Genomic DNA, 18,256 nt, shown 5'->3' with positions numbered 1-18,256 from the left:
CGGCGTGCGGATCGCCCTCCTCGGGCCGCTGCTCGTGTCGGGAGCCGAGATCGGCGGGGCCCGGGTGCGGTCGCTGATCGTCAGGCTGGCGCTCGACCCCGGCCGGGTCGTGCCCGCCGACCGGCTCGCCGGCGATCTCTGGCCCGACGCGGCGCCCGCGCACCCGCAGGCCGCGCTGCAGTCCCTCGTCTCCCGGGCTCGCCGCGAAGCCCCGGGGCTGATCGCCTCCCACCCCTCCGGGTACCGGCTCGACGTGCCCGCCGCCGACGTGGACACCTGGGCGTTCGAACGCCTGGTCCGCGCCGGCGACGCGCACGCGGCCCTCGCCCTCTGGCGGGGTCCGGCGCTGGCCGGGGCGGACGGCCTGCCGTTCACCGTGGCGCCCGCCGCCCGGCTCGAAGAGCTCCGCCTGCAGGCCCTGGCCACCCGCATCGCCGCCGACCTGGCCACCGGCGCCGACGTGCTGGCCGAGCTGGAGGGTCTCATCGCGGCCCACCCCCTGCGGGAGCCCTTCCACGCGCTGCTGGTCCGGGCGCTGGCCGCGAACGGCCGCCCCGCCGAGGCGCTGGCCGCCTACGAGCGGATCCGCGCCGAACTGGACGACCAGCTCGGTGCCGCCCCCGGCCAGGAACTGCGCGCCGCCCACGCCGCCGCCCTGCGCACCGACACCTCTCCGGCGGTTCCTCCCGGCCTGCCCGCCCGCCTGACCAGCTTCGTCGGCCGCGCCGCCGACCTGAGCCGCCTGCGGGCCCTGCTCGGCGGCGCGGACAGGCTGGTGACGCTGACCGGTCCCGGCGGCGTCGGCAAGACCAGGCTGGCGGTCGAGGCGGCGTCCGGGTTCGAGCGGGTCTGGCTGGTGGAGCTGGCCGGCATACCCGGGCGGCAGGAGGACGGGCAGGGCGGCGGGGTGCGGGCGGCTGTGGGGGCGGTGTTGCGGACCGGCGATCCGGTGTCCGCGCTCCGGGGCTCCGGCGCCCTCCTGGTGCTGGACAACTGCGAGCACGTGGTCGAGGACGCCGCCCGGGTCGCCCACTGGCTGCTCGCCGAGGTTCCCGACCTGCGCATCCTCGCCACCAGCCGGGAGCCCCTGGACATCCCCGGCGAGCGCCTCCACCCGCTCCGCCCCCTGGACGAGGCGTCGGCCGTCGCCCTGTTCACCGACCGCGCCGACGCCGCCCGGCCGGGCGCCGACCAGACGGCCGCGGCCAGGGTCTGCGCCGAGCTCGACGGCATCCCGCTGGCCATCGAGCTGACCGCCGCGCGGCTGCGGACCATGCCGCTGCCCGTCCTGATGGACCAGCTGGGCGACCGCCTGAGCTTCCGCGGCAGCCGTACGGCAGAGCCACGGCACCGGACGCTGAGAGCGGTGCTCGACTGGAGCTGGAACCTGCTCGGCGACCGGGAGCGGACCCTGCTGCGCGGGCTGTCGGTGTTCGCCGGCGGCGCGACGGCGGAGGCGGTCACGACGGTGTGCGGGGCGGACCTGGAGACGCTGTCGTCGCTGGTGGACAAGTCCCTGGCCCAGATCTCCGGCGACAGGTACGTGGTGCTGGAGACGATCAGGCAGTACGCCCGGGAGACCGGCGAACTCCCGTACGCGGCCCACGCCCGCTACTACACCGAACTGGCGGAGAAGGCGGAGCCGTACCTCAGGACCGGCGGCCAGCTCGACGCGCTGGCCGTGCTGGACGCCGAGCAGGCCAACCTCGACGCCGCCCTGGAGCACACGGACGAGCCGCTGCGGCTGTTCCTGGCCAGGGTCTGGCCGTGGGTGATGCGCGGGCGGCGGCGGGCGGCGCGGGCGTGGGCGGCGGCGGTGCTGCGGCGGAGCACGCCCCAGGACGGGGAGCTGGCCTACGGGCTGGCCCGGGTGATCGGCGGAGCGGCTCCGGACGAGGTGGTCCGGGAGTCCGGGCATCCGGCGGCGCTGGCGGCCTGGGCGCTGGCCGACCGGCTCGGGCCGCCGGGCGGGGTGATCGAGCTGGCCGAGGAGGGCGTGGCGCGGTTCGGCGAGCATCCGGACGCGTGGATGCGGGCGGCGGTGCGGCTGATGGCGGGCATCGCCCGGTTCGAGTACGGCGAGCCGGGACGGGCGGAAGAACTGCTGCTGCCCGCCCTGGACGGGTTCCGCGCCGTGGGCGACCGGTGGGGGCTGGCGTTCGTTCTGTACTGGCTGTCGCTGGCGGCCGAGAACCGGGGCGACTTCGCGGCCGCGCTGGCCTACGCCGAGCGCTCCGAGCGGCCCGCCGCCGAGATCGGCGGTCTGGAGGCGCTGCCGGGCCCGCTCATGTTCCTGGTACGGCTGGCCCAGCTCCGAGCCCGCTCCGGCGACCTGACCGGGGCCGCCGCGGTCGTGGACCGGGCCTGGCAGGCGGCGCTGAAGGCCGACGACCCGCTCGGCACGGTCAGGGTCCTGCACGCCAAGGGCGAGCTGACCAGGTTGTCCGGCGACCCGGCGACCGCCGCGGCCCTGCTGCGCGAGGCCCTGGCGGTCGCCGCCACGGCCGTGGTCCCGGCGCAGCTGGAGGCGCTGATCAACGTGGAGCTGGCCAAGGTGGCCGACCCCGGCCCGCCGCTTCGCCGCGCGCTGGAACTCATGGAGGGCGGCGAGGACAGAACCGTGCGGGCCACGGTCCTGGAAGCCGCCGCCCACGTGATGGCGGCGCCCGAGGCAGCGGCCCGCCTGCTGGGCGCGGCGGCCAGGCTCCGCGGGGTCCCCGCGTCAGGCGAGGTGGCGGAGCGGTTTCACGGGGAACTGGCGGCGGGGGCGGCGATGCCGAACCCGGAGAGATACGCCATCAGCCCGCTCTCCTCCCCCTGATACCCGACATATCCATCGGGCCGCACCAGGATCACCCCTTCCTGCCCGGGCAGCGGCGGATGCACGCGGACGGCTTCGCCGTACCTCTGGGACGTGTCGGCGAGCAGCAGGAAGTGCGGCCCGCGCTGCGCCTCGAACAGCGCCCCGAACCGTTCGCCGCCCCGCGGCCCGGCCGACAGCGGCGAGTCGAGGTAGGCGAGGTTGAGCTGCTGGGTTTCCTCGTCCCGCTTGAGGTCGCCTTCGCGCAGGAGCCGGGTGCTGAGCCCGAGGACGTGCTCGGCCACGGCCATGCGCTCGCTCTCGTAGGTGGCCAGCAGTTCCTCGGTGTCGGCGGCCAGCTTCCAGCCGAGGTTGTAGGCGTCCTGGACGCCGGTGTTGAGTCCCTGCCCGCCCGCGGGCGCGTGCACGTGCGCGGCGTCCCCGGCCAGGAAGACCCGGCCGGCTCGGAACCGCTCGGCCATCCTGATGTTGACCCGGTACTCGGAGCGCCACACCACCTCCTCGACGATCTCGGGAAAGCCCTCCGCGTCCGGCGCGGTGAACTGGAAGACGTCGGTCCCGGGGATCGGGCACAGGCTGTGGCGCAGGGTTCTGGTCGCCATGTCCCCCCAGACGTGCCAGTAGGACCGGTCGAGCCCGGAAGCCCGCACGTCGGCCACCAGCATGCGCTCGCTGTCGAACGTCTCCCCCGCGAAGCCGACGCCCAGGCGCCTGCGCACGAGACTCCGGCCGCCGTCGGCCCCGACCAGGTAGGCGAACCGCTCCCGCCCGCCGTCCCCGAACACGGCGGTGACGCCGTCGGCGTCCTGCTCGAAGCCGGTCAGCTCGACGCCGAGCTCCACCTCATGCCCCAGGGCGGCCAGCCGGTCGCGCAGGATCCGCTCGGTGCGCCACTGCGGCTGCATGATCAGGTTCGGGTACGGCACCGCCGCCGAGGGCTCCTTGATCTCGCTCATCCGCCCCTCCCAGACCACCTCCCCCTCGGCCCAGCTGCGGATGGGCGGATAGGTGGAGCCGGTGGCCAGGATCTCGTCGATGACGCCGAGGTCGTCGAAGACCTCCAGGGTGCGCGGCTGCAGGCCCTTGCCGCGCACGCCGGTCGGGTGGGCGGGCGAGCGGTCGATGACGCGGAAGGGGACGCCGCGCCTGGCCAGGTCGACGGCGAGGGTGAGTCCGGTCGGGCCGGCGCCCGCGATCAGCACGTTTTTCATGGCTGACACCCTGACGTGGCCTTCTGCCAAATCTCTGTTATCTGCTGTCACTAGGGTGTTCCGCATGTTGCCGCAGTTCGCCGCCGCGGAGGCCGTCCGTTGACGGTCATCCGCGTCCATGGTGTCAAGGGGCCGACGGTCGCCCCCTTCGAGCTCTTCTTCGACCTCGTCTACGTCTTCGCCGTCACCCAGCTCTCCCATCTGCTGCTCTCCCACCCGTCCCTGAGCGGCGCCGCGCAGGCGCTGTTCCTCACGCTGGCCGTGTGGTGGGCCTGGATGTACACCTCCTGGACCACCAACTGGTGCAGCCCCGACCACCCGGTCATCCGGATCCTGCTCGGCTTCCTGATGGCGTGCAGCCTGGTGATGGCGGCGGCGATCCCGGAGGCGTTCGGGGAGCGCGCCCTGTGGTTCGCGCTGGCCTACGTGGCGATCCAGTGCATCAGGACGGCGGTGGTCACCTGGGCCACCGCCGGGCACGCGGTGCAGCGCGTGTTCATCCGGGTGGGCTTCTGGTTCGTCCTCTCGGCGGTCTTCTGGATCGCCGGCGCCCTCGTGGACGACGTCACCCTGCGGGCGGTGTTGTGGATCGTCGCGCTCCTGCTCGACTACGGCGCCCCGATGATCGGCTTCCCCACGCCGGTGCTGGGCCGCTCGTCGACCACCGACTGGCAGATCAACGGCGCCCACATGGCCGAGCGCTGCCAGCTGTTCATCATCATCGCCCTCGGCGAGTCGATCCTGATGACCGGCGCCACGCTGGCCGGGGGCCAACCGAGCGCGGGCACGCTGGCCGCGTTCACCATCTGCCTGATGGGCAGCGTCGCCATGTGGTGGGTGTACTTCGACGTGACGGCCGACCTGGCCGCCGAGCACATCGAGAACTCCGACGACCCCGGGCGGCTGGGCCGTGACGCCTACACCTACGCGCACATCCCGATGGTGCTCGGCATCATCGTCTCGGCCGTCGGCGACGAGCTGGTCATCGCCCACCCGGGCGGCCACTCCACACCGTGGACCGTGCTGATGGCGCTGGGCGGGCCGGCGTTGTACCTGGCCGGGCACACGCTGTTCAAGCGCCTGGTCTTCGGCAGGCTCTCGCCCAGCCGCCTGACGGCCATCGGCCTGCTCTGCGCGGCCGGGATCGTGGCCATCCTGGTGCCCGCGATCCCGCCGGTGGCGCTGAGCTCGATCGCGCTGGCGATCCTGGTCATGGTGGCCGTGTGGGACACCCGCTCCTACCGGAGGCTGCCGGCCGCCGGATAAATCTCCGGCTTCGACCTGCTGGAGTGCACCGATCTGGACGAGGCGCTGATCCGCGTCACCGGCGACTGGAGCCTCGCCGAGGACTGCGCGCAGGAGGCGCTGGCGACGGCGCCGGCACGCTGGCCCGGCGAGGGCGTGCCGGGCAATCCCGGCGGCCGGCTGATGACCGTGGCCCGCAACCGCGCGCTGGACGTGCTGCGGCGGGCCACGATCGAGCGGCGGAAGTTGCGGGAGCTGGCGGTGCCGGCGCTGGGCGCGGTGCCGAGGCCGGGATCCCCTACCGGGTGCCCGCGGGGGCGGCGCTGGACGAGCGGCTGCCCGGTGTGCTGGCCGTGCTCTACCTGCTGTTCACCCAGGGGTACAACCCCGACGGGGAGCCGGCCTTCGCCAAGGAGGCGATCCGGCTGGCCAGGTTGCCGGCCCGTACGCGCTGCAGGCCCGGATCGCCGCCTGTCATGCCACGGCGCCTTCGGTCGAGGGGACCGACTGGCGGCGGATCGCGGGGTGTTACGACGAGCTTCTGCGCGTCCTGCCGAGTCCGGTGGTCGAGCTGAACCGGGCGGTGGCGCACGGGTACGCGTTCGGGCCGCGGGCCGGGCTGGCGCTGCTGGCCGGGTTGCGCGCGGGCGGGGCGTTGAAGGACTACCCGCTGCTGGTGGCGGCCGAGGCCGACCTGACCGCCTGCGCGGGTGACCGGGAGCGCGCCGCCGTACTCTTCCGTGAGGCCGCGGCGCGCACGGACGGCGAGGCCGAGCGCCGCGCGCTCCTGGAGCGGGCCGCCGAGCTGTAAAGATCTCTCGACTACCGCGTATCTTGGGAGTCGAGAGAGGGAGGCCGGCGTGGACCTGCGGCGGGAGCTGAGCGAGGAAGTCCAGGCGAACCAGACGGCGGTGGACGCCTTCGACGAGGCGGCCGCCGCCTACATGGGCGTCAACCGCACCGACCTGCGCTGCCTCGACCTGCTGGGCAGGACGGACGCGATGACGCCGACCCGGCTCGGCACCGCCCTGGGGCTGACCACGGGCAGCGTCACCGCGATGCTCGACCGGCTGGAGAAGCTCGGCTACCTGACCCGCTCCCCCGACCCGGGCGACCGGCGGAAGGTGATCGTGCGGGCCACCCCGATGGCGGCGGAGAAGTCACAGGTCGTCTACGGCCCGGTCGCCGAGGAGGGCGCCCGGTTCCTGGCCGGGTACACCGACGAGCAGGTCGCGCTGCTGCTCGGCTTCACCCGGCGCGCCCGGGAGATGTACGACCGGCAGCTCGCTCGCGTAACGGCGCTAGCTGCGGAAAAGCGACCGGCCAAGCGCTGATCTTCCGTAAGCGTCCGCGATACGCCAGTGTTGGGGCGTGACGACTGAGACCAGAGGCAGCGACTTCGCGCGCCTAGCTCGCAGAATCACGGACGCCGGCCTGCTGGACCGGCGTCCCGTGTATTACGCCGTACGGCTGAGCCTGGCGACCATCGCGTTCCTCGGCGGCTGGGCGCTGTTCCTGTGGGTGGGCGACTCGTGGTGGCAGATGGCGGTCGCCGTCCTGCTCGCGGTCGTCTTCACCCAGTTCGGCTTCCTCGCCCACGACCTGGGACACCGGCAGGTCTTCCGCACCCGGCGGCCGAGCGAGATCGCCGGACGGCTGGTGGGCAACCTCGGCGTCGGGCTCGGCTGGGGCTGGTGGACCGACAAGCACAACCGCCACCACGCCAACCCCAACCACGAGGATCACGACCCGGACGTCTCCCCGGCGGTCATCGTCTGGTCGACGGAGCAGGTCGAGCGGAGTCGCGGCCTGCCGCGCTTCATCGCGAAATATCAGGCGTTCTGGTTCTTTCCGCTGCTCACCCTCGAAGCCTGGCACCTTCACGTCGCCAGCTTCAAATCGCTGCTGAAACCCAGCATGCGCAACCGGGGCCTGGAGGCGACCCTGCTCCTCGCCCACTGCGCCTGGTACTTCGGCCTGGTCTTCACCGTGCTGCCCTTCGGCAAGGCCCTGCTCTTCCTGGTCATCCACCAGGGCGTCTTCGGCGTCTACCTGGGCTGCACGTTCGCCCCCAACCACAAGGGCATGCCCATCCTGAGCGGCGACGACAAGCTCGACTTCCTGCGCAAGCAGGTGCTGACCTCGCGCAACGTCCACGGCGGCTGGTTCACCGACATCGCGCTGGGCCAGCTCAACTACCAGATCGAGCACCACCTCTTCCCCCACATGCCCGCGCCCAACCTGCGCCGCGCCCAGCCGATCGTGGAGCAGTACTGCGCCGAACTCCGCGTGGACTACCTGGCCACCGGCCTCGTCGACTCCTACGGCCAGGCCCTGCGCCACCTGCACGAGGTCGGCGCCGCGCTCCGCCGTCCCCCGGCGGAGCGCGCGTCCCTCCCCTAGCCGCGTCCCTCTTCCTCTTGAAGCCGGCGCAGCAATCCGTCGCGCCGCGCCTCCAGCTCGGCGATGATCTGATCCTGGTCGTCGGCCAGTTCCAGCATTTGGGAGCGCTCGACCAGGTCGGTCGCTCCCATGTCCCCGATCTGCTCCCGCAGTTCCCTCGTCGACTGGCGCAACCTGGCCAGATCGTCCTCGACGTGCCGGAGCTCCTCCTTGATGGTCATGAACCTGACTTACCCATCCAGCAGCGCGGCCGTACACAATGGGCGCATGCGCAGGCTCCAGTCGAGTACATGGGTGTCGATCGCCGTGATCGTGGTCCTGGTGACAGGGACGCTGCTCACCGCCCTGTTCAAGCCTGAGCTCCAGCCGAACGGCCTCGACATCCTGCTTCCCGCGCTCTCCAGCGTCGCGCTGGTGCTCCGCCGGCGCTTCCCCGTGGCCGCGCTGCTGGTCATCGCGGTCTGCACGGCCATCTACTACCCCTACGCCACGCTGGACGGGCCCATGCTGGTCGTCTTCCTCGTGGCCTTGTACAGCGCCGGCGACCAGGGCCACGTGATCCCGGCGGTCGCGACCGGCGCCGCCCTGCTGCTCGCGATGGGCCTCGGCGAGACGGGCGAGGTGCGGCACGTGGACGACACCCAGTTCGCGATGATCGGCGGCTGGGTCGTGGCCGCCGTCGCCTTCGGCGGCGTGACCATGAACCGGCGCGCCTACCAGCGCGAGGCCGAGCAGCGCGCCCTCGACGCCGAGCACACCAAGGAGGAGGAGGCCAGGCGGCGCGAGACCGAGGAGCGGCTGCGCATCGCCCGTGAGCTCCACGACGTCCTGGGTCACAACATCTCCATGATCAACGTGCAGGCCGGGGCGGCGCTGCACGGGCTGAAGAAGCGGCCGGAGGACGCCGAGGCGGCGCTGCGCGCGATCAAGGAGACGAGCAAGGAGACGCTGCGGCAGCTCAGGACCACGCTCGGAGTGCTGCGGCAGGTGGACGAGGCGGCGCCGACCGCCCCCGCCGACAGCCTGAGCCGCCTCGACGAGCTGGTGCAACGGTCGGGGCTGCGGGTGAACCTGCTGGTGGAGGGCACGCCCGCCGAGCTGCCCGCGCAGGTGGACCTGGCCGCCGCCCGGATCATCCAGGAGTCGCTGACGAACGTCTCCCGGCACTCAGGGACCGACCAGGCAACAGTCGCCGTCACCCACGAGTCCGGAAATATCGTGATCAGGGTGGAGGATGACGGCCCGGGCGCCGCCTACTCCGAGGGCAGCGGCTTCGGCGTCCAGGGCATGCGCGAACGAGCCACCGCCCTCGGCGGCACGCTGGAAGCCGGCCCCCGTCCGCAAGGCGGGTTCTCCGTCGAGGCCAACCTGCCGCTGGCCGTACCGCAAGCACACCCCGAGCACGGGTCCGGCCGGGCCGTACCCGAACCACAGGATGGAAAGCGATGATTCGCGCACTGCTCGCCGACGACCAGACCCTGGTCAGGGCCGGATTCCGGTCGATTCTCACCGACGAGGACGACATCGAGGTGGTCGGCGAGGCCGCCAACGGCGTGCAGGCCGTCGCGCAGGCCCGCGAGCTGCGCCCCGACGTCGTGCTCATGGACATCCGCATGCCCGAGCTCGACGGGCTGGAGGCCACCAACCAGATCGTCACCGACGCCCGGATGGACGGCGTCCGGGTGATCATCCTGACCACGTTCGACCTGGACGACTACGTGTACGGCGCGCTCAAGGCGGGCGCCAGCGGCTTCCTGGTCAAGGACACGGAACCGGCCGAGCTGATCCACGCCGTGCGCGTCGTGGCCAGGGGCGACGCGCTGATCGCGCCGTCGGTCACCCGCCGGCTGATCGCCGAGTTCGCCGGCCGGGTCAAACGCCCCGAGCCGGGCCCCGAGCTCAACGCGCTGACCGAACGCGAGCGCGAGGTGATGGTGCTGGTGGCCGCGGGCCTGTCCAACGACGAGATCGCCGAACGCCTGGTGCTCAGCCCCGCCACGGTGAAGACGCACGTCAGCCGCATCATGACCAAGCTGCGCATGCGCGACCGGGCCCAGCTCGTCGTGCTCGCGTATGAGGCGGGCATGATCACCCCGGGGTGGCTTACTCCCTGAGATGTACGGCAGGCGGCGGGCCGACCGCCAAAGTTGTACGACCGGTGCCCGCCGCGGACTGACGCCCCGGACCCAGGTGTACCGGGACTCTCTACGGTATGGAAACGGTAGAGCTCGCCCGGTTGCAGTTCGCGTTCACCGCGGGAGCGCATTTTCTGTTCGTCTCCCTGACACTGGGCCTGGTCACGCTGGTGGCGATCATCCAGACCTGGGCGACGGTACGGCGCAGCCCGGTGCACATGCGGATGACGCGCTTCTGGGGGCAGCTCTACATCATCAACTACGCGATGGGCATCGTCACCGGCATCGTGATGGAGTTCCAGTTCGGCTTGTCGTGGAGCGGGCTGACGGACTTCGCGGGCAACGCCTTCGGCGCCTCGCTGGCGATCGAGACGCTGGTCGCCTTCTTCATCGAGTCGACGTTCCTCGGCTTGTGGATCTTCGGCTGGAACCGACTGAACCGCTGGGCGCACCTGGCGGCGATCTGGATCGTCGCGCTGACCGCGTACGCCTCGGCGTTCTGGATCCTGATCTCCAACGGTTTCCTGCAGAACCCGGTCGGCCACAAGATGACGAACGGCAAGCTCGAGCTGATCGACTTCGGCGCGATGGTGGCCAACCCGTTCGCGCAGGTCGCCTTCGGGCACGTGATGAGCGCGGCGATGATCGTGGGCGGCCTCTTCATGGCCGGGGTGAGCGCCTACCACCTGCGCAGGCGCACCGTCGACCAGGACGTCTTCCGCAAGTCGCTGCGGATCGGGATCACGCTGGCGCTGCCGGCGACGATGATCACCGCGGCGTACGGCTCGATGAGCATCGACATGCTGCAGCCCGCCAAGGACGCCGTCTGGCTGAACTCGGCGGAGAAGATGGCGCAGGTGCAGGCCGAGATGGTGGCGCGGTTCGGCCCGGGTGACTATCTGCCGCCCGCCGGGTGGGTGCAGGTCTCGGGCGTCCTGATGCTGGCGCTGCTCGCGGTGATGTTGTTCTTCTCGGCGGTGAGCTTCCTGATCATGTGGTTCCGGCCGGTGGTGACCGGGTTCCGGCTCTGGCACTGGCTGCTGATGCTCATGATTCCGGTGCCGTTCGTCACGATGATCGCGGGGTGGATCTTCCGGGAGGTGGGCCGGCAGCCGTGGGTCGTCTACGGGCTGCTGAAGACCTCCGACGCGATCTCGCCCGTCAGCGAGGGGCAGATGCGCCTGTCGTTGATCATCTTCACCGCCGTCTTCAGCGCGCTGATCGTGGTCAACTACTGGCTCATGGCCCGCCAGGCCCGCCGCGGCCCGGACGAGGCCGCGCTCGGCGCCGCCGAACAACCCTCCGTGCCCCAGCAGCCTGCCCTGAGCCTCTGAGAGGAGAGCCGATCATGGAATTCGTCATTCTGGGCTTCTTCGCCGTCGGCTACCTGATCCTGGCCGGAGCCGACATCGGGATCGGGATGCTGCTGCCCTACCTCGGGCGGACCCCGGCGGAGCGCCGCGAGGTGATCGCCGCGATCGCCCCCTTCTTCCTGGGCAACGAGGTGTGGCTGGTCTCGACGGCCGGCGTGCTGGCCGGGCTGTTCCCGCACGTGGAGGGCACGCTGATGGGCGGGCCCAACTTCCTGGCGGTGGTGGGTCTGGTGACCGCCTGGATCGTGCGGGACATGGGGCTGTGGCTGCGCGGGCGGCTGCCCGGGGCCCGCTGGCAGGCGTTCTGGGACGGCGCGATCGTCGCGGGAAGCTGGGGGCTGGCGCTGGCGTGGGGCACGCTGCTCAGCTCCATCCTGATCGGGGCCTCCTGGCCGCTCGCGATCCTGCCGGCGGCGGCGGTGGCGGCGCTGTTCGCCATGCACGGGCTGGCCTTCGCCTCGCTGCGGCTGACGGGTGAGCTGCGGGCCAGGGCCAGGGTGCTGTCGCCGGGCGCGGAGTGGCACACGTACCTGCTGACCGCGGGGGTGCTGACGGCGGTCGGCATCCTGGCGGGCTTCCGGCTGCCGCTGGAACCGGTCAACGCCTGGCTGGTGCCGGTGATCCTGATCATCATCCCGTTCCTGGTGGCGTCACAGGCGTGGGTCTGGTGGGTCTTCCGCCACCGGGTGACCGGTCCGTCCTACCTTTAACCCATGAAGGTAAGAGAACTGCGACTTGTCGTCACCGCTGAGGACTACGAGGCGGCCGTCCGCTTCTATCGTGACTCGCTCGGCCTGCCCGAGCGCGAGGCATACAACTCCCCCGACGGGAGGGTGACCATCTTGGAGGCGGGCCGGGCCACGCTGGAGATCGCCGATCCGAACCAGGCCGACTTCATCGACGAGGTGGAGGTGGGCCGGCGGGTGGCCGGTCACATCAGAGTGGCCTTCGAGGTCGGCGACTCGGCCGCCGTCACCAGGGAGCTGACCGATGCGGGCGCCACCCTGATCGCCGAGCCCGTCCGGACCCCGTGGAACTCCCTGAACTCCCGCCTGGAAGGCCCGGCGGGACTCCAGCTGACCTTGTTCGAGGAACTGGGCTGACCACCCCCGGGGCCGGGCGGCCCCCTCCAACCGCCCGGCCCATCCTCGTCAGACCGGCAGGTGGACATGCACGCAGATGTCGATGTCGGTCGTGGCGAACGCCACCAGCTCCTGGGCCATGGCAGTGACCCGCTCGGCGAGCTCGGGGGCGTCCGCGGCCAGCTCGTCACTGACCCACTGGTAGGTGATCGCGGCATCGGCGTAGTCGGCCGGGACGAGGACCATCTTCTTCATCTCGATCGGCAGCGGCCCGACGGTCGGCAGGCCGAGCACCGGCCACGGGATCGGCGGGAACTTGATCCGCGGCGGCGTGCCGCACCAGTCGTCGGCGATCTCGCGCACGTACGCGGCGACCTCGGCCTCGGCTTCCTTGGGGTCCTCCGCGAAGCGGATCCGGTTGAGGAGGTAGGCGGCGTTGGCCTCGGTGACCAGCGCGGCGAGGTTGGGGCTGGGCTCGGGGCCGAACGCCTCCGCGATCATCTTGCGGGCCGGCGCCGCCTGGCCGCGGCGGCGCAGCAGGCGCAGGAACTCTTTGCTCACGGTCGTCATCTTCTTCTCCATGCCTGGAGCCTGCGCCCGTGACCGCGCCCGCGCATGAGTAGCCCCTACTCAGTCCGCCAGGAAGTCGCGGATGAGCGGGAGCGGGTCGCGGATGTCGGTGCGCAGGTCCAGGGCGATCTGGCGGCGCGTGCTCGGCGGGGGCCTGCCCGCACGCTCGTACTCGGCGCCGTTCCGGGTGAAGGCCGTCAGAGGTTCCCTCCGCCGGTCGCGTCGAGCGTGGTGCCGGTGATGAAGGCGGCGTCGGGCGAGGCGGCGAAGGCGACCACGCCGGCGATGTCGTCCACCTGGCCGATCCTGCCGACGGCGTGGCGGCCGGCCGCATACGCCTCCATGTCCGGGTTGCCGCGCAGCCAGCCGGCGTTCATGTCGGTGTCGATGATCCCCGGGGCGACGTTGTTGACCGTGATGCCGCGCGGGCCGAGCTCCTTGGCCAGGGCGAGGGTGAACACCTGGACCGCGCCCTTGGTCATCGAGTAGGCGATGCTCTCCGGGAAGGCGATCCGGGTGACGCCGGAGGTGATGTTGACGATCCGCCCGCCGTCCGGGATGAGCGGCAGGAGGCGCTGGGTCAGGAAGAACAGGTCGCGCACGTTGACCGCGAAGACCCGGTCGAAGCCGTCGAGTGACTCTTCGGCGAGGGACTTGCCGGTGCCGATGCCGGCGTTGTTGACCAGGACGTCGAGGGTGGGTGTGGCCTGCCGTACCTGCTCGGCGAGGAACTCGACCGCGCCGGGTGTGCCGAGGGTGGCCTGGACGGCGAAGGCGCCGTTGCCGGCCTGCTCGACGACCTCGCGGGCGGCGTCGGCGTCCTGGCTGTAGTGCACGGCCACGCGATAGCCCTCCTTGGCCAGCCGCAGCGCGCTCGCGCGGCCGATTCCCCTGCTCGCCCCGGTGACGAGGGCAGTCTTCATGGCGTCCAACCTTTCTTTAGCGATCGATACAAAAACCATAACATAGCGATCGCTATAGAATGTCGGCCATGGCGAGACAACGAGCCTTCGACCGGGACGCGGCCCTCGACAGCGCCCTGCGCGCCTTCTGGCGCCACGGCTACGAGGCCACCTCCGTGGCCGAACTGACCCAGGTCATGGGCATCCGCCCCCCGAGCCTGTACGCGGCCTTCGGCGACAAGCGGCGGCTGTTCGAGGAGGTGGTCCACCGCTTCCGTGACGTCTACGGCGCCTTCACCGGCCGCGCCCTGACCGAGGAGCCCACCGGCAGGCAGGCCATCGAACGCGTCCTGCGGGAGACCGCCGTGGCCTACACCGACCCCGCGCACCCGCCCGGCTGCCTGATCATCACCGCCGCGACCAACTGCGGACCGGAATCGGCCGAGGTCGAAGAGCTCCTTCGCGGCTTCCGCACGGCGGCCAAGGCGGCGTTCGAAGCCCGCATCCGCGACGACGTGAACGCCGGGATCCTTCCCGCGGACACCGACACCGCCGCGCTGGCCACCTTCTACGCCGCGGTGATCCAGGGCATGTCCACCCAGTCCCGCGACGGCGCTACCAGGGAACACCTGGTCAAGGTCGCCGAACTGGCGATGACGGCCTGGCCCGCACCCGAGGTGACCACGGTACGGTGAACGGCATGAGGAGCCGGCTGTCCACCGCGTTCCTCCTCGTGCTGTCCTCGATCTTCCTGGCCGGCGGGCTGCCCGCGCAGCACGTCCTGGCGATCTCCGCCCAGGTGGCCATCGCACCGGCCGAGCCCGGCGGGCACCGGCAGGCCGCGCCCCAGCCGGTCAAGCCGAAGGCCGCGGCCGACACCGGCACACACCACGGCTTCGGCGGCCTCGCCGTACCTCCCGCACGCGCGCACGAGGTACGCCTGGCCCGCGGCACGGCGCGGACCCTCCGCGAGCACCGCGCGCCGAAGACCGGGCCGCGCACGGCGCACCCGGCCCGCGCGCCACCCCTCCACAGGGTTTGACGTCCCTTTTTCCCGACCGAGGCGCCCATGAGGCGCCTCGGTGTCAAGCCTGTGGAGGCTCCCATGAAACGTGCGCCCTTGTGGCGTGCGGTGGCGGCGCTGGCCGTCATCGCGACCTCGTTGTTCCTGGCTTTCACCATGTCGCCGCGGCTGGGGCTGGACCTGCGCGGCGGCACCCAGCTCGTGTTCGAGGCGGGCGACACGCCCACCGTCAAGGCGGACGCCGCCGCCACCGACCGGGCGGTGCAGGTGCTGCAGCGCCGCGCCGACGCGCTCGGCGTCGTCGATCCCACCCTGGTCCGCTCCGGCGAGAAGCGGATCATCGTCGAGCTGCCCGGCGTGCTCGACTCGCGCAAGGCCGTCGACGTGATCGGGCGGACCGCGCAGCTGTCGTTCCACGCCGTCGAGGGCGTGGACACCACCGGCAAGGGCCTGCCGGACGAGCAGGGGCAGCGGCTCGCGCTCGGGCCCGCCGTCATCAGCGGCGACGGCGTCACCGACGCCGGGGCCCGCACCGACCCGCAGCAGGGCCCCGGATGGTTCGTCACGGTCGACTTCCGCGAACCCGCCGCCTGGCAGAAACTGACCGGCGAGGCCGCCTGCCAGCCGATGGGCGATCCCAAGCGGCGCGTGGCGATCGTGCTCGACAACAAGATCATCTCCTCGCCCGGGGTGGTCCAGGAGACGCCGTGCCGGGCCGGCCAGAGCGGCGGCCGTACCACGATCACCGGCGACTTCACCGCGCAGGAGGCCACCGACCTGTCCGTGCTGATCAAGGGCGGGTCGCTGCCGGTGCCGCTGACCGTCGTCGAGCAGCGCACGGTCGGCCCCACGCTGGGCGCCGACGCCATCACCGCCAGCGCCAAGGCCGCCGTCGTCGGCGTGGCGCTCACCGCAGTGTTCATCATCGTGATCTACCGGCTGGTCGGCCTGCTCGCCGCCGTCGCGCTGGCCGTTTACGCGCTCATCTCGTACGCCGCGCTCGTGGCGCTGGGCGCCACGCTCACGCTGCCCGGCCTGGCCGGTTTCGTGCTGGCCATCGGCATGGCCGTGGACGCCAACGTGCTGGTCTTCGAGCGAGCCCGGGAGGAGTACGGCGCCGCCGGCGCGATCCGCGCCAAGGGTCCCAAGGCGGCCGGGCTCGGCCAGGCCCTCAACCGGGGCTTCAAGCACGCCTGGAGCGCCATCGCCGACTCCAACGTCACCACTCTGATCGCCGCCGGGCTGCTGTTCTGGCTGGCGTCCGGGCCGGTCAAGGGCTTCGGCGTGACGCTCTCGATCGGCGTGCTGGCCTCGCTGGTCTCCGCCCTGCTGATCACCCGCGTGCTGGCGCAATGGATCATCGACCGGGTGCCGCCGAAGGTCTCCGGCCTCGGCTCGGTGGGCCGGATCCGGATCTGGCTCACCGCGCGCAACCCGGACCTGATGGGCCGGCGCCGCCTCTGGTCGGCGGTGGCCGTGGGCCTGCTGGCCGTGGCCTTCGCCGGGCTGGCCGTCAAGGGGCTGAACTTCGGCGTCGAGTTCACCGGCGGGCGCATCGTGGAGTTCGCCACCAGCAGGCCGGTCACGGCCGACGCGGCCAGGAAGCTCGTCGCCGAGGCGGGCTTCCCCAACGCGGTCGTGCAGTCGGCCGGCAACGCCATCTCGGTGCGGACCGGGCAGATCAGCGGCGACGACGTGGCGAGGATCCAGCAGGCGCTGGGCGACGGGGTCACCAAGCAGCGCGAGGAGCTGATCGGCCCGTCCCTCGGCGAGGAACTGCGGCGCAACGCCCTGATCGCGCTCGCGGTGGCGCTGGCCATGCAGCTCGGCTACCTGGCCGTGCGCTTCCGGTGGACGTTCGGCGTGGCGGCGGTGGCCGCCCTGTTCGTGGACGCCGCCGTGGTACTGGGTGCCTTCGCCTGGATGGGCAAGCCGATCGACGGGGTGTTCCTGGCGGCCATGCTCACGATCGTGGGGTACTCGATGAACGACAAGGTGGTGGTGTTCGACCGGGTGCGGGAGATGTGGACGGCCCAGCGCGCGGCGCCGTTCGCGCAGGTGGTGAACGGGGCGATCCTGCAGACCGTGCCGCGGACCGTCAACACCGGGCTCGGCGCGCTGTTCATCCTGGCCGCGCTGGCGTTCTTCGGCGGCGACTCGCTGCGGGACTTCGCGATCGCGCTGCTCATCGGCATCGTCGTGGGCACGCTGTCGTCGTCGTTCGTCGCCGGGCCCGCGGCTATCGAGCTGGAGCGGCGCAGCAAGAAGGCGCCGCCGGAGCCGCCCAAGCCGCGTGCCCGCCGTACCAGGGAGGGGTCGGGGGCCGTGGTTTAGCGGCTCATCCTGGCGGCCAGGGCCGCGCCGACGCGCTGGACGTGGGCGTCGTCGGCGGGGTCCAGGCCGGTCAGGGCGGCGACCCTCCTGAGGCGGTAATCCACGGTGTTCGGGTGCAGGTGCAGCGCCCGCGCGGTGGCCCGGCGGGAGCGGCCGCAGCGCAGGTGGGCCGCCAGCGTGGCCAGCAGCTCCGGGTGGGCGTCCAGCGGGTCCAGGAGGGCGGCCAGCTCGCGGGAGGCGGCGGTCGGGCGGGTGAGCTGGTACTCCAGCAGCACGTCCGACAACCGGTACAGGCCCGGGCCGCGGCCGAACCAGCCGGCCACCTCCAGCACCTCGCGGGTCTGGCGCAGCCGCTCCGGCACCTCCGCGGGCACGGCGAGCGCGGCGGCGGCCGTCACCGGGCTCCTGGCCGCCTCCGCCAGCCGTACGACGAGGTGTTCCAGGCGCTCCCACGGGCCGGACCACGGCAGGAGCGCGGCGCCCGCCGGGCGGTCGAAGAGCGTGCCCGGCGCGAACGCCTCGAGTTCGCGTTCGATGCGGTGCAGCTTGCGCCGCGTGGCCAGGGCGCCGCCGTCGCCCGCCGTCAGGCAGACGACCGTGTAGGCGGGGGCCAGGCCCTCCACATGCTGGCCGTTGAGCAGCGCGGACAGCAGCCGGTGCCGCTCGTCGCGCTCCTCGGCCGACACCCTGCCGCGTTCGTCGAAGTAGGCGGCGGTCACCACCTCGGTGACCCGGCGCGTGTAGGCGAGGATCAGCTCGGTGCAGGCCAGCACGTCGGGCAGGTCCTCGGGCCGGGCGTGGGCGGTCAGCGCCCGCCAGGTCTCGGCGAAGGCCAGGTGGTAGGCGGCGACGAGGGCGCCGGGCGGCATGCCCTGCTGGGCGCCTCTGATCGCGGTCTCGGTCACCCGCCCGCCGGGGTCGGCGGGGACCGCGCGGTCGCGCAGGGCCCGTGCCAGTGCCAGAAGGTTCTCCTCGACGACCATGACGAGGTCGTGGGCCAGTTCCCCGGCCGGCAGCTCGCGGTACTGCTCGACCTCGGCCGTCAGCCGGGCCACGAGCACCCCGGCCAGCCGGGCCCGCTCGCGCGCCAGCCGGCGGTGCACCGGCTCGCCGCCGATCGTCAGCTCGTTGTCACCGGTCACAATGAACTCTGCGT

The 18,256-nt window shown here is 72.2% G+C and carries 18 protein-coding genes; 13 read left to right on the top strand and 5 right to left on the bottom strand.

Features of this window, described 5'->3' with window-relative positions:
* The first annotated feature begins 4 nt into the window (after positions 1–4).
* The gene (locus FVE25_RS53930; protein ID WP_181019686.1) at positions 5–2,821 is read left to right on the top strand and encodes an ATP-binding protein; all 2,817 of its coding nucleotides are present in this window, start codon (positions 5–7) and stop codon (positions 2,819–2,821) included.
* Here FVE25_RS53930 and FVE25_RS23505 read toward each other — a convergent pair.
* Entirely contained in the window at positions 2,746–4,032 is a 1,287-nt protein-coding gene (locus tag FVE25_RS23505) for an FAD-dependent monooxygenase (RefSeq protein ID WP_157249202.1), read from the bottom strand. The genes FVE25_RS53930 and FVE25_RS23505 overlap by 76 nt on opposite strands.
* Positions 4,033–4,131: 99 nt before the next feature.
* Between FVE25_RS23505 and FVE25_RS23500 the strand changes: the two genes are divergently transcribed.
* The 4 genes from FVE25_RS23500 (at position 4,132) to FVE25_RS23485 (ending at position 7,680) form a co-directional block, all read left to right on the top strand.
* Positions 4,132–5,298, top strand: coding sequence for a low temperature requirement protein A (locus FVE25_RS23500; RefSeq protein ID WP_219825616.1), 1,167 nt, complete (start codon positions 4,132–4,134; stop codon positions 5,296–5,298).
* Between the two features lie 541 nt (positions 5,299–5,839).
* A complete protein-coding gene (locus FVE25_RS55330) occupies positions 5,840–6,088 on the top strand; it encodes a hypothetical protein (RefSeq protein WP_246267339.1) in 249 nt (82 codons plus the stop codon).
* A gap of 49 nt (positions 6,089–6,137) precedes the next feature.
* Positions 6,138–6,611, top strand: a complete 474-nt coding sequence (locus FVE25_RS23490) for a MarR family transcriptional regulator (RefSeq protein WP_219825615.1) — start codon at positions 6,138–6,140, stop codon at positions 6,609–6,611.
* A gap of 37 nt (positions 6,612–6,648) precedes the next feature.
* Positions 6,649–7,680, top strand: a complete 1,032-nt coding sequence (locus FVE25_RS23485; protein ID WP_157249201.1) for a fatty acid desaturase family protein — start codon at positions 6,649–6,651, stop codon at positions 7,678–7,680.
* Here FVE25_RS23485 and FVE25_RS23480 read toward each other — a convergent pair.
* Positions 7,677–7,901 (bottom strand): hypothetical protein, encoded by a 225-nt coding sequence (locus tag FVE25_RS23480; RefSeq protein ID WP_157249200.1) that lies wholly within the window; start codon positions 7,899–7,901, stop codon positions 7,677–7,679. The two genes, FVE25_RS23485 and FVE25_RS23480, sit on opposite strands and share 4 nt — an antisense overlap.
* A 46-nt stretch (positions 7,902–7,947) precedes the next feature.
* Here FVE25_RS23480 and FVE25_RS23475 point away from each other — a divergent pair, with 46 nt between their 5' ends.
* The 5 genes from FVE25_RS23475 (at position 7,948) to FVE25_RS23455 (ending at position 12,291) form a co-directional block, all read left to right on the top strand.
* On the top strand, positions 7,948–9,129 hold the full coding sequence (locus FVE25_RS23475) for a sensor histidine kinase (protein WP_157249199.1): 1,182 nt from the start codon (positions 7,948–7,950) through the stop codon (positions 9,127–9,129).
* Positions 9,126–9,794, top strand: a complete 669-nt coding sequence (locus FVE25_RS23470) for a response regulator (RefSeq protein WP_157249198.1) — start codon at positions 9,126–9,128, stop codon at positions 9,792–9,794. The genes FVE25_RS23475 and FVE25_RS23470 overlap by 4 nt, the downstream gene beginning before the upstream one ends.
* A 98-nt stretch (positions 9,795–9,892) precedes the next feature.
* Entirely contained in the window at positions 9,893–11,149 is a 1,257-nt protein-coding gene (locus FVE25_RS23465; RefSeq protein WP_157249197.1) for a cytochrome ubiquinol oxidase subunit I, read from the top strand.
* A 14-nt stretch (positions 11,150–11,163) separates the two neighbouring features.
* Positions 11,164–11,898, top strand: coding sequence for a cytochrome d ubiquinol oxidase subunit II (locus tag FVE25_RS23460; protein WP_157249196.1), 735 nt, complete (start codon positions 11,164–11,166; stop codon positions 11,896–11,898).
* A 3-nt stretch (positions 11,899–11,901) separates the two neighbouring features.
* On the top strand, positions 11,902–12,291 hold the full coding sequence (locus tag FVE25_RS23455; protein ID WP_157249195.1) for a VOC family protein: 390 nt from the start codon (positions 11,902–11,904) through the stop codon (positions 12,289–12,291).
* A 48-nt stretch (positions 12,292–12,339) separates the two neighbouring features.
* Here the strand turns inward: FVE25_RS23455 and FVE25_RS23450 are convergent, their stop codons facing one another.
* Together FVE25_RS23450 and FVE25_RS23445 are read right to left on the bottom strand one after the other, a co-directional pair.
* Positions 12,340–12,840, bottom strand: a complete 501-nt coding sequence (locus FVE25_RS23450; protein ID WP_157249194.1) for a hypothetical protein — start codon at positions 12,838–12,840, stop codon at positions 12,340–12,342.
* Positions 12,841–13,037: 197 nt separating this feature from the next.
* Positions 13,038–13,763 (bottom strand): SDR family NAD(P)-dependent oxidoreductase, encoded by a 726-nt coding sequence (locus FVE25_RS23445; RefSeq protein ID WP_246267337.1) that lies wholly within the window; start codon positions 13,761–13,763, stop codon positions 13,038–13,040.
* Between the two features lie 68 nt (positions 13,764–13,831).
* On the opposite strand from FVE25_RS23445, the gene FVE25_RS23440 reads away from it, so the two are divergent.
* From FVE25_RS23440 to secD, 3 genes are all read left to right on the top strand, one after another.
* Entirely contained in the window at positions 13,832–14,437 is a 606-nt protein-coding gene (locus FVE25_RS23440; RefSeq protein ID WP_157249192.1) for a TetR/AcrR family transcriptional regulator, read from the top strand.
* A gap of 5 nt (positions 14,438–14,442) precedes the next feature.
* Complete coding sequence (locus tag FVE25_RS23435) at positions 14,443–14,784, top strand: hypothetical protein (protein ID WP_157249191.1); 342 nt, start codon at positions 14,443–14,445, stop codon at positions 14,782–14,784.
* A 63-nt stretch (positions 14,785–14,847) separates the two neighbouring features.
* A complete protein-coding gene (gene secD, locus FVE25_RS23430) occupies positions 14,848–17,100 on the top strand; it encodes a protein translocase subunit SecD (RefSeq protein ID WP_157249190.1) in 2,253 nt (750 codons plus the stop codon).
* Here secD and FVE25_RS23425 read toward each other — a convergent pair.
* Positions 17,097–18,242 (bottom strand): PucR family transcriptional regulator, encoded by a 1,146-nt coding sequence (locus FVE25_RS23425; RefSeq protein WP_157249189.1) that lies wholly within the window; start codon positions 18,240–18,242, stop codon positions 17,097–17,099. The genes secD and FVE25_RS23425 overlap by 4 nt on opposite strands.
* Positions 18,243–18,256: the final 14 nt, after the last annotated feature.

This window comes from Nonomuraea typhae, assembly GCF_009760925.1.
GTDB lineage: Bacteria > Actinomycetota > Actinomycetes > Streptosporangiales > Streptosporangiaceae > Nonomuraea > Nonomuraea typhae.
The sequence above is the reverse complement of the archived record's forward strand: the minus strand, read 5'-3'. Positions and strand labels throughout refer to the sequence as shown.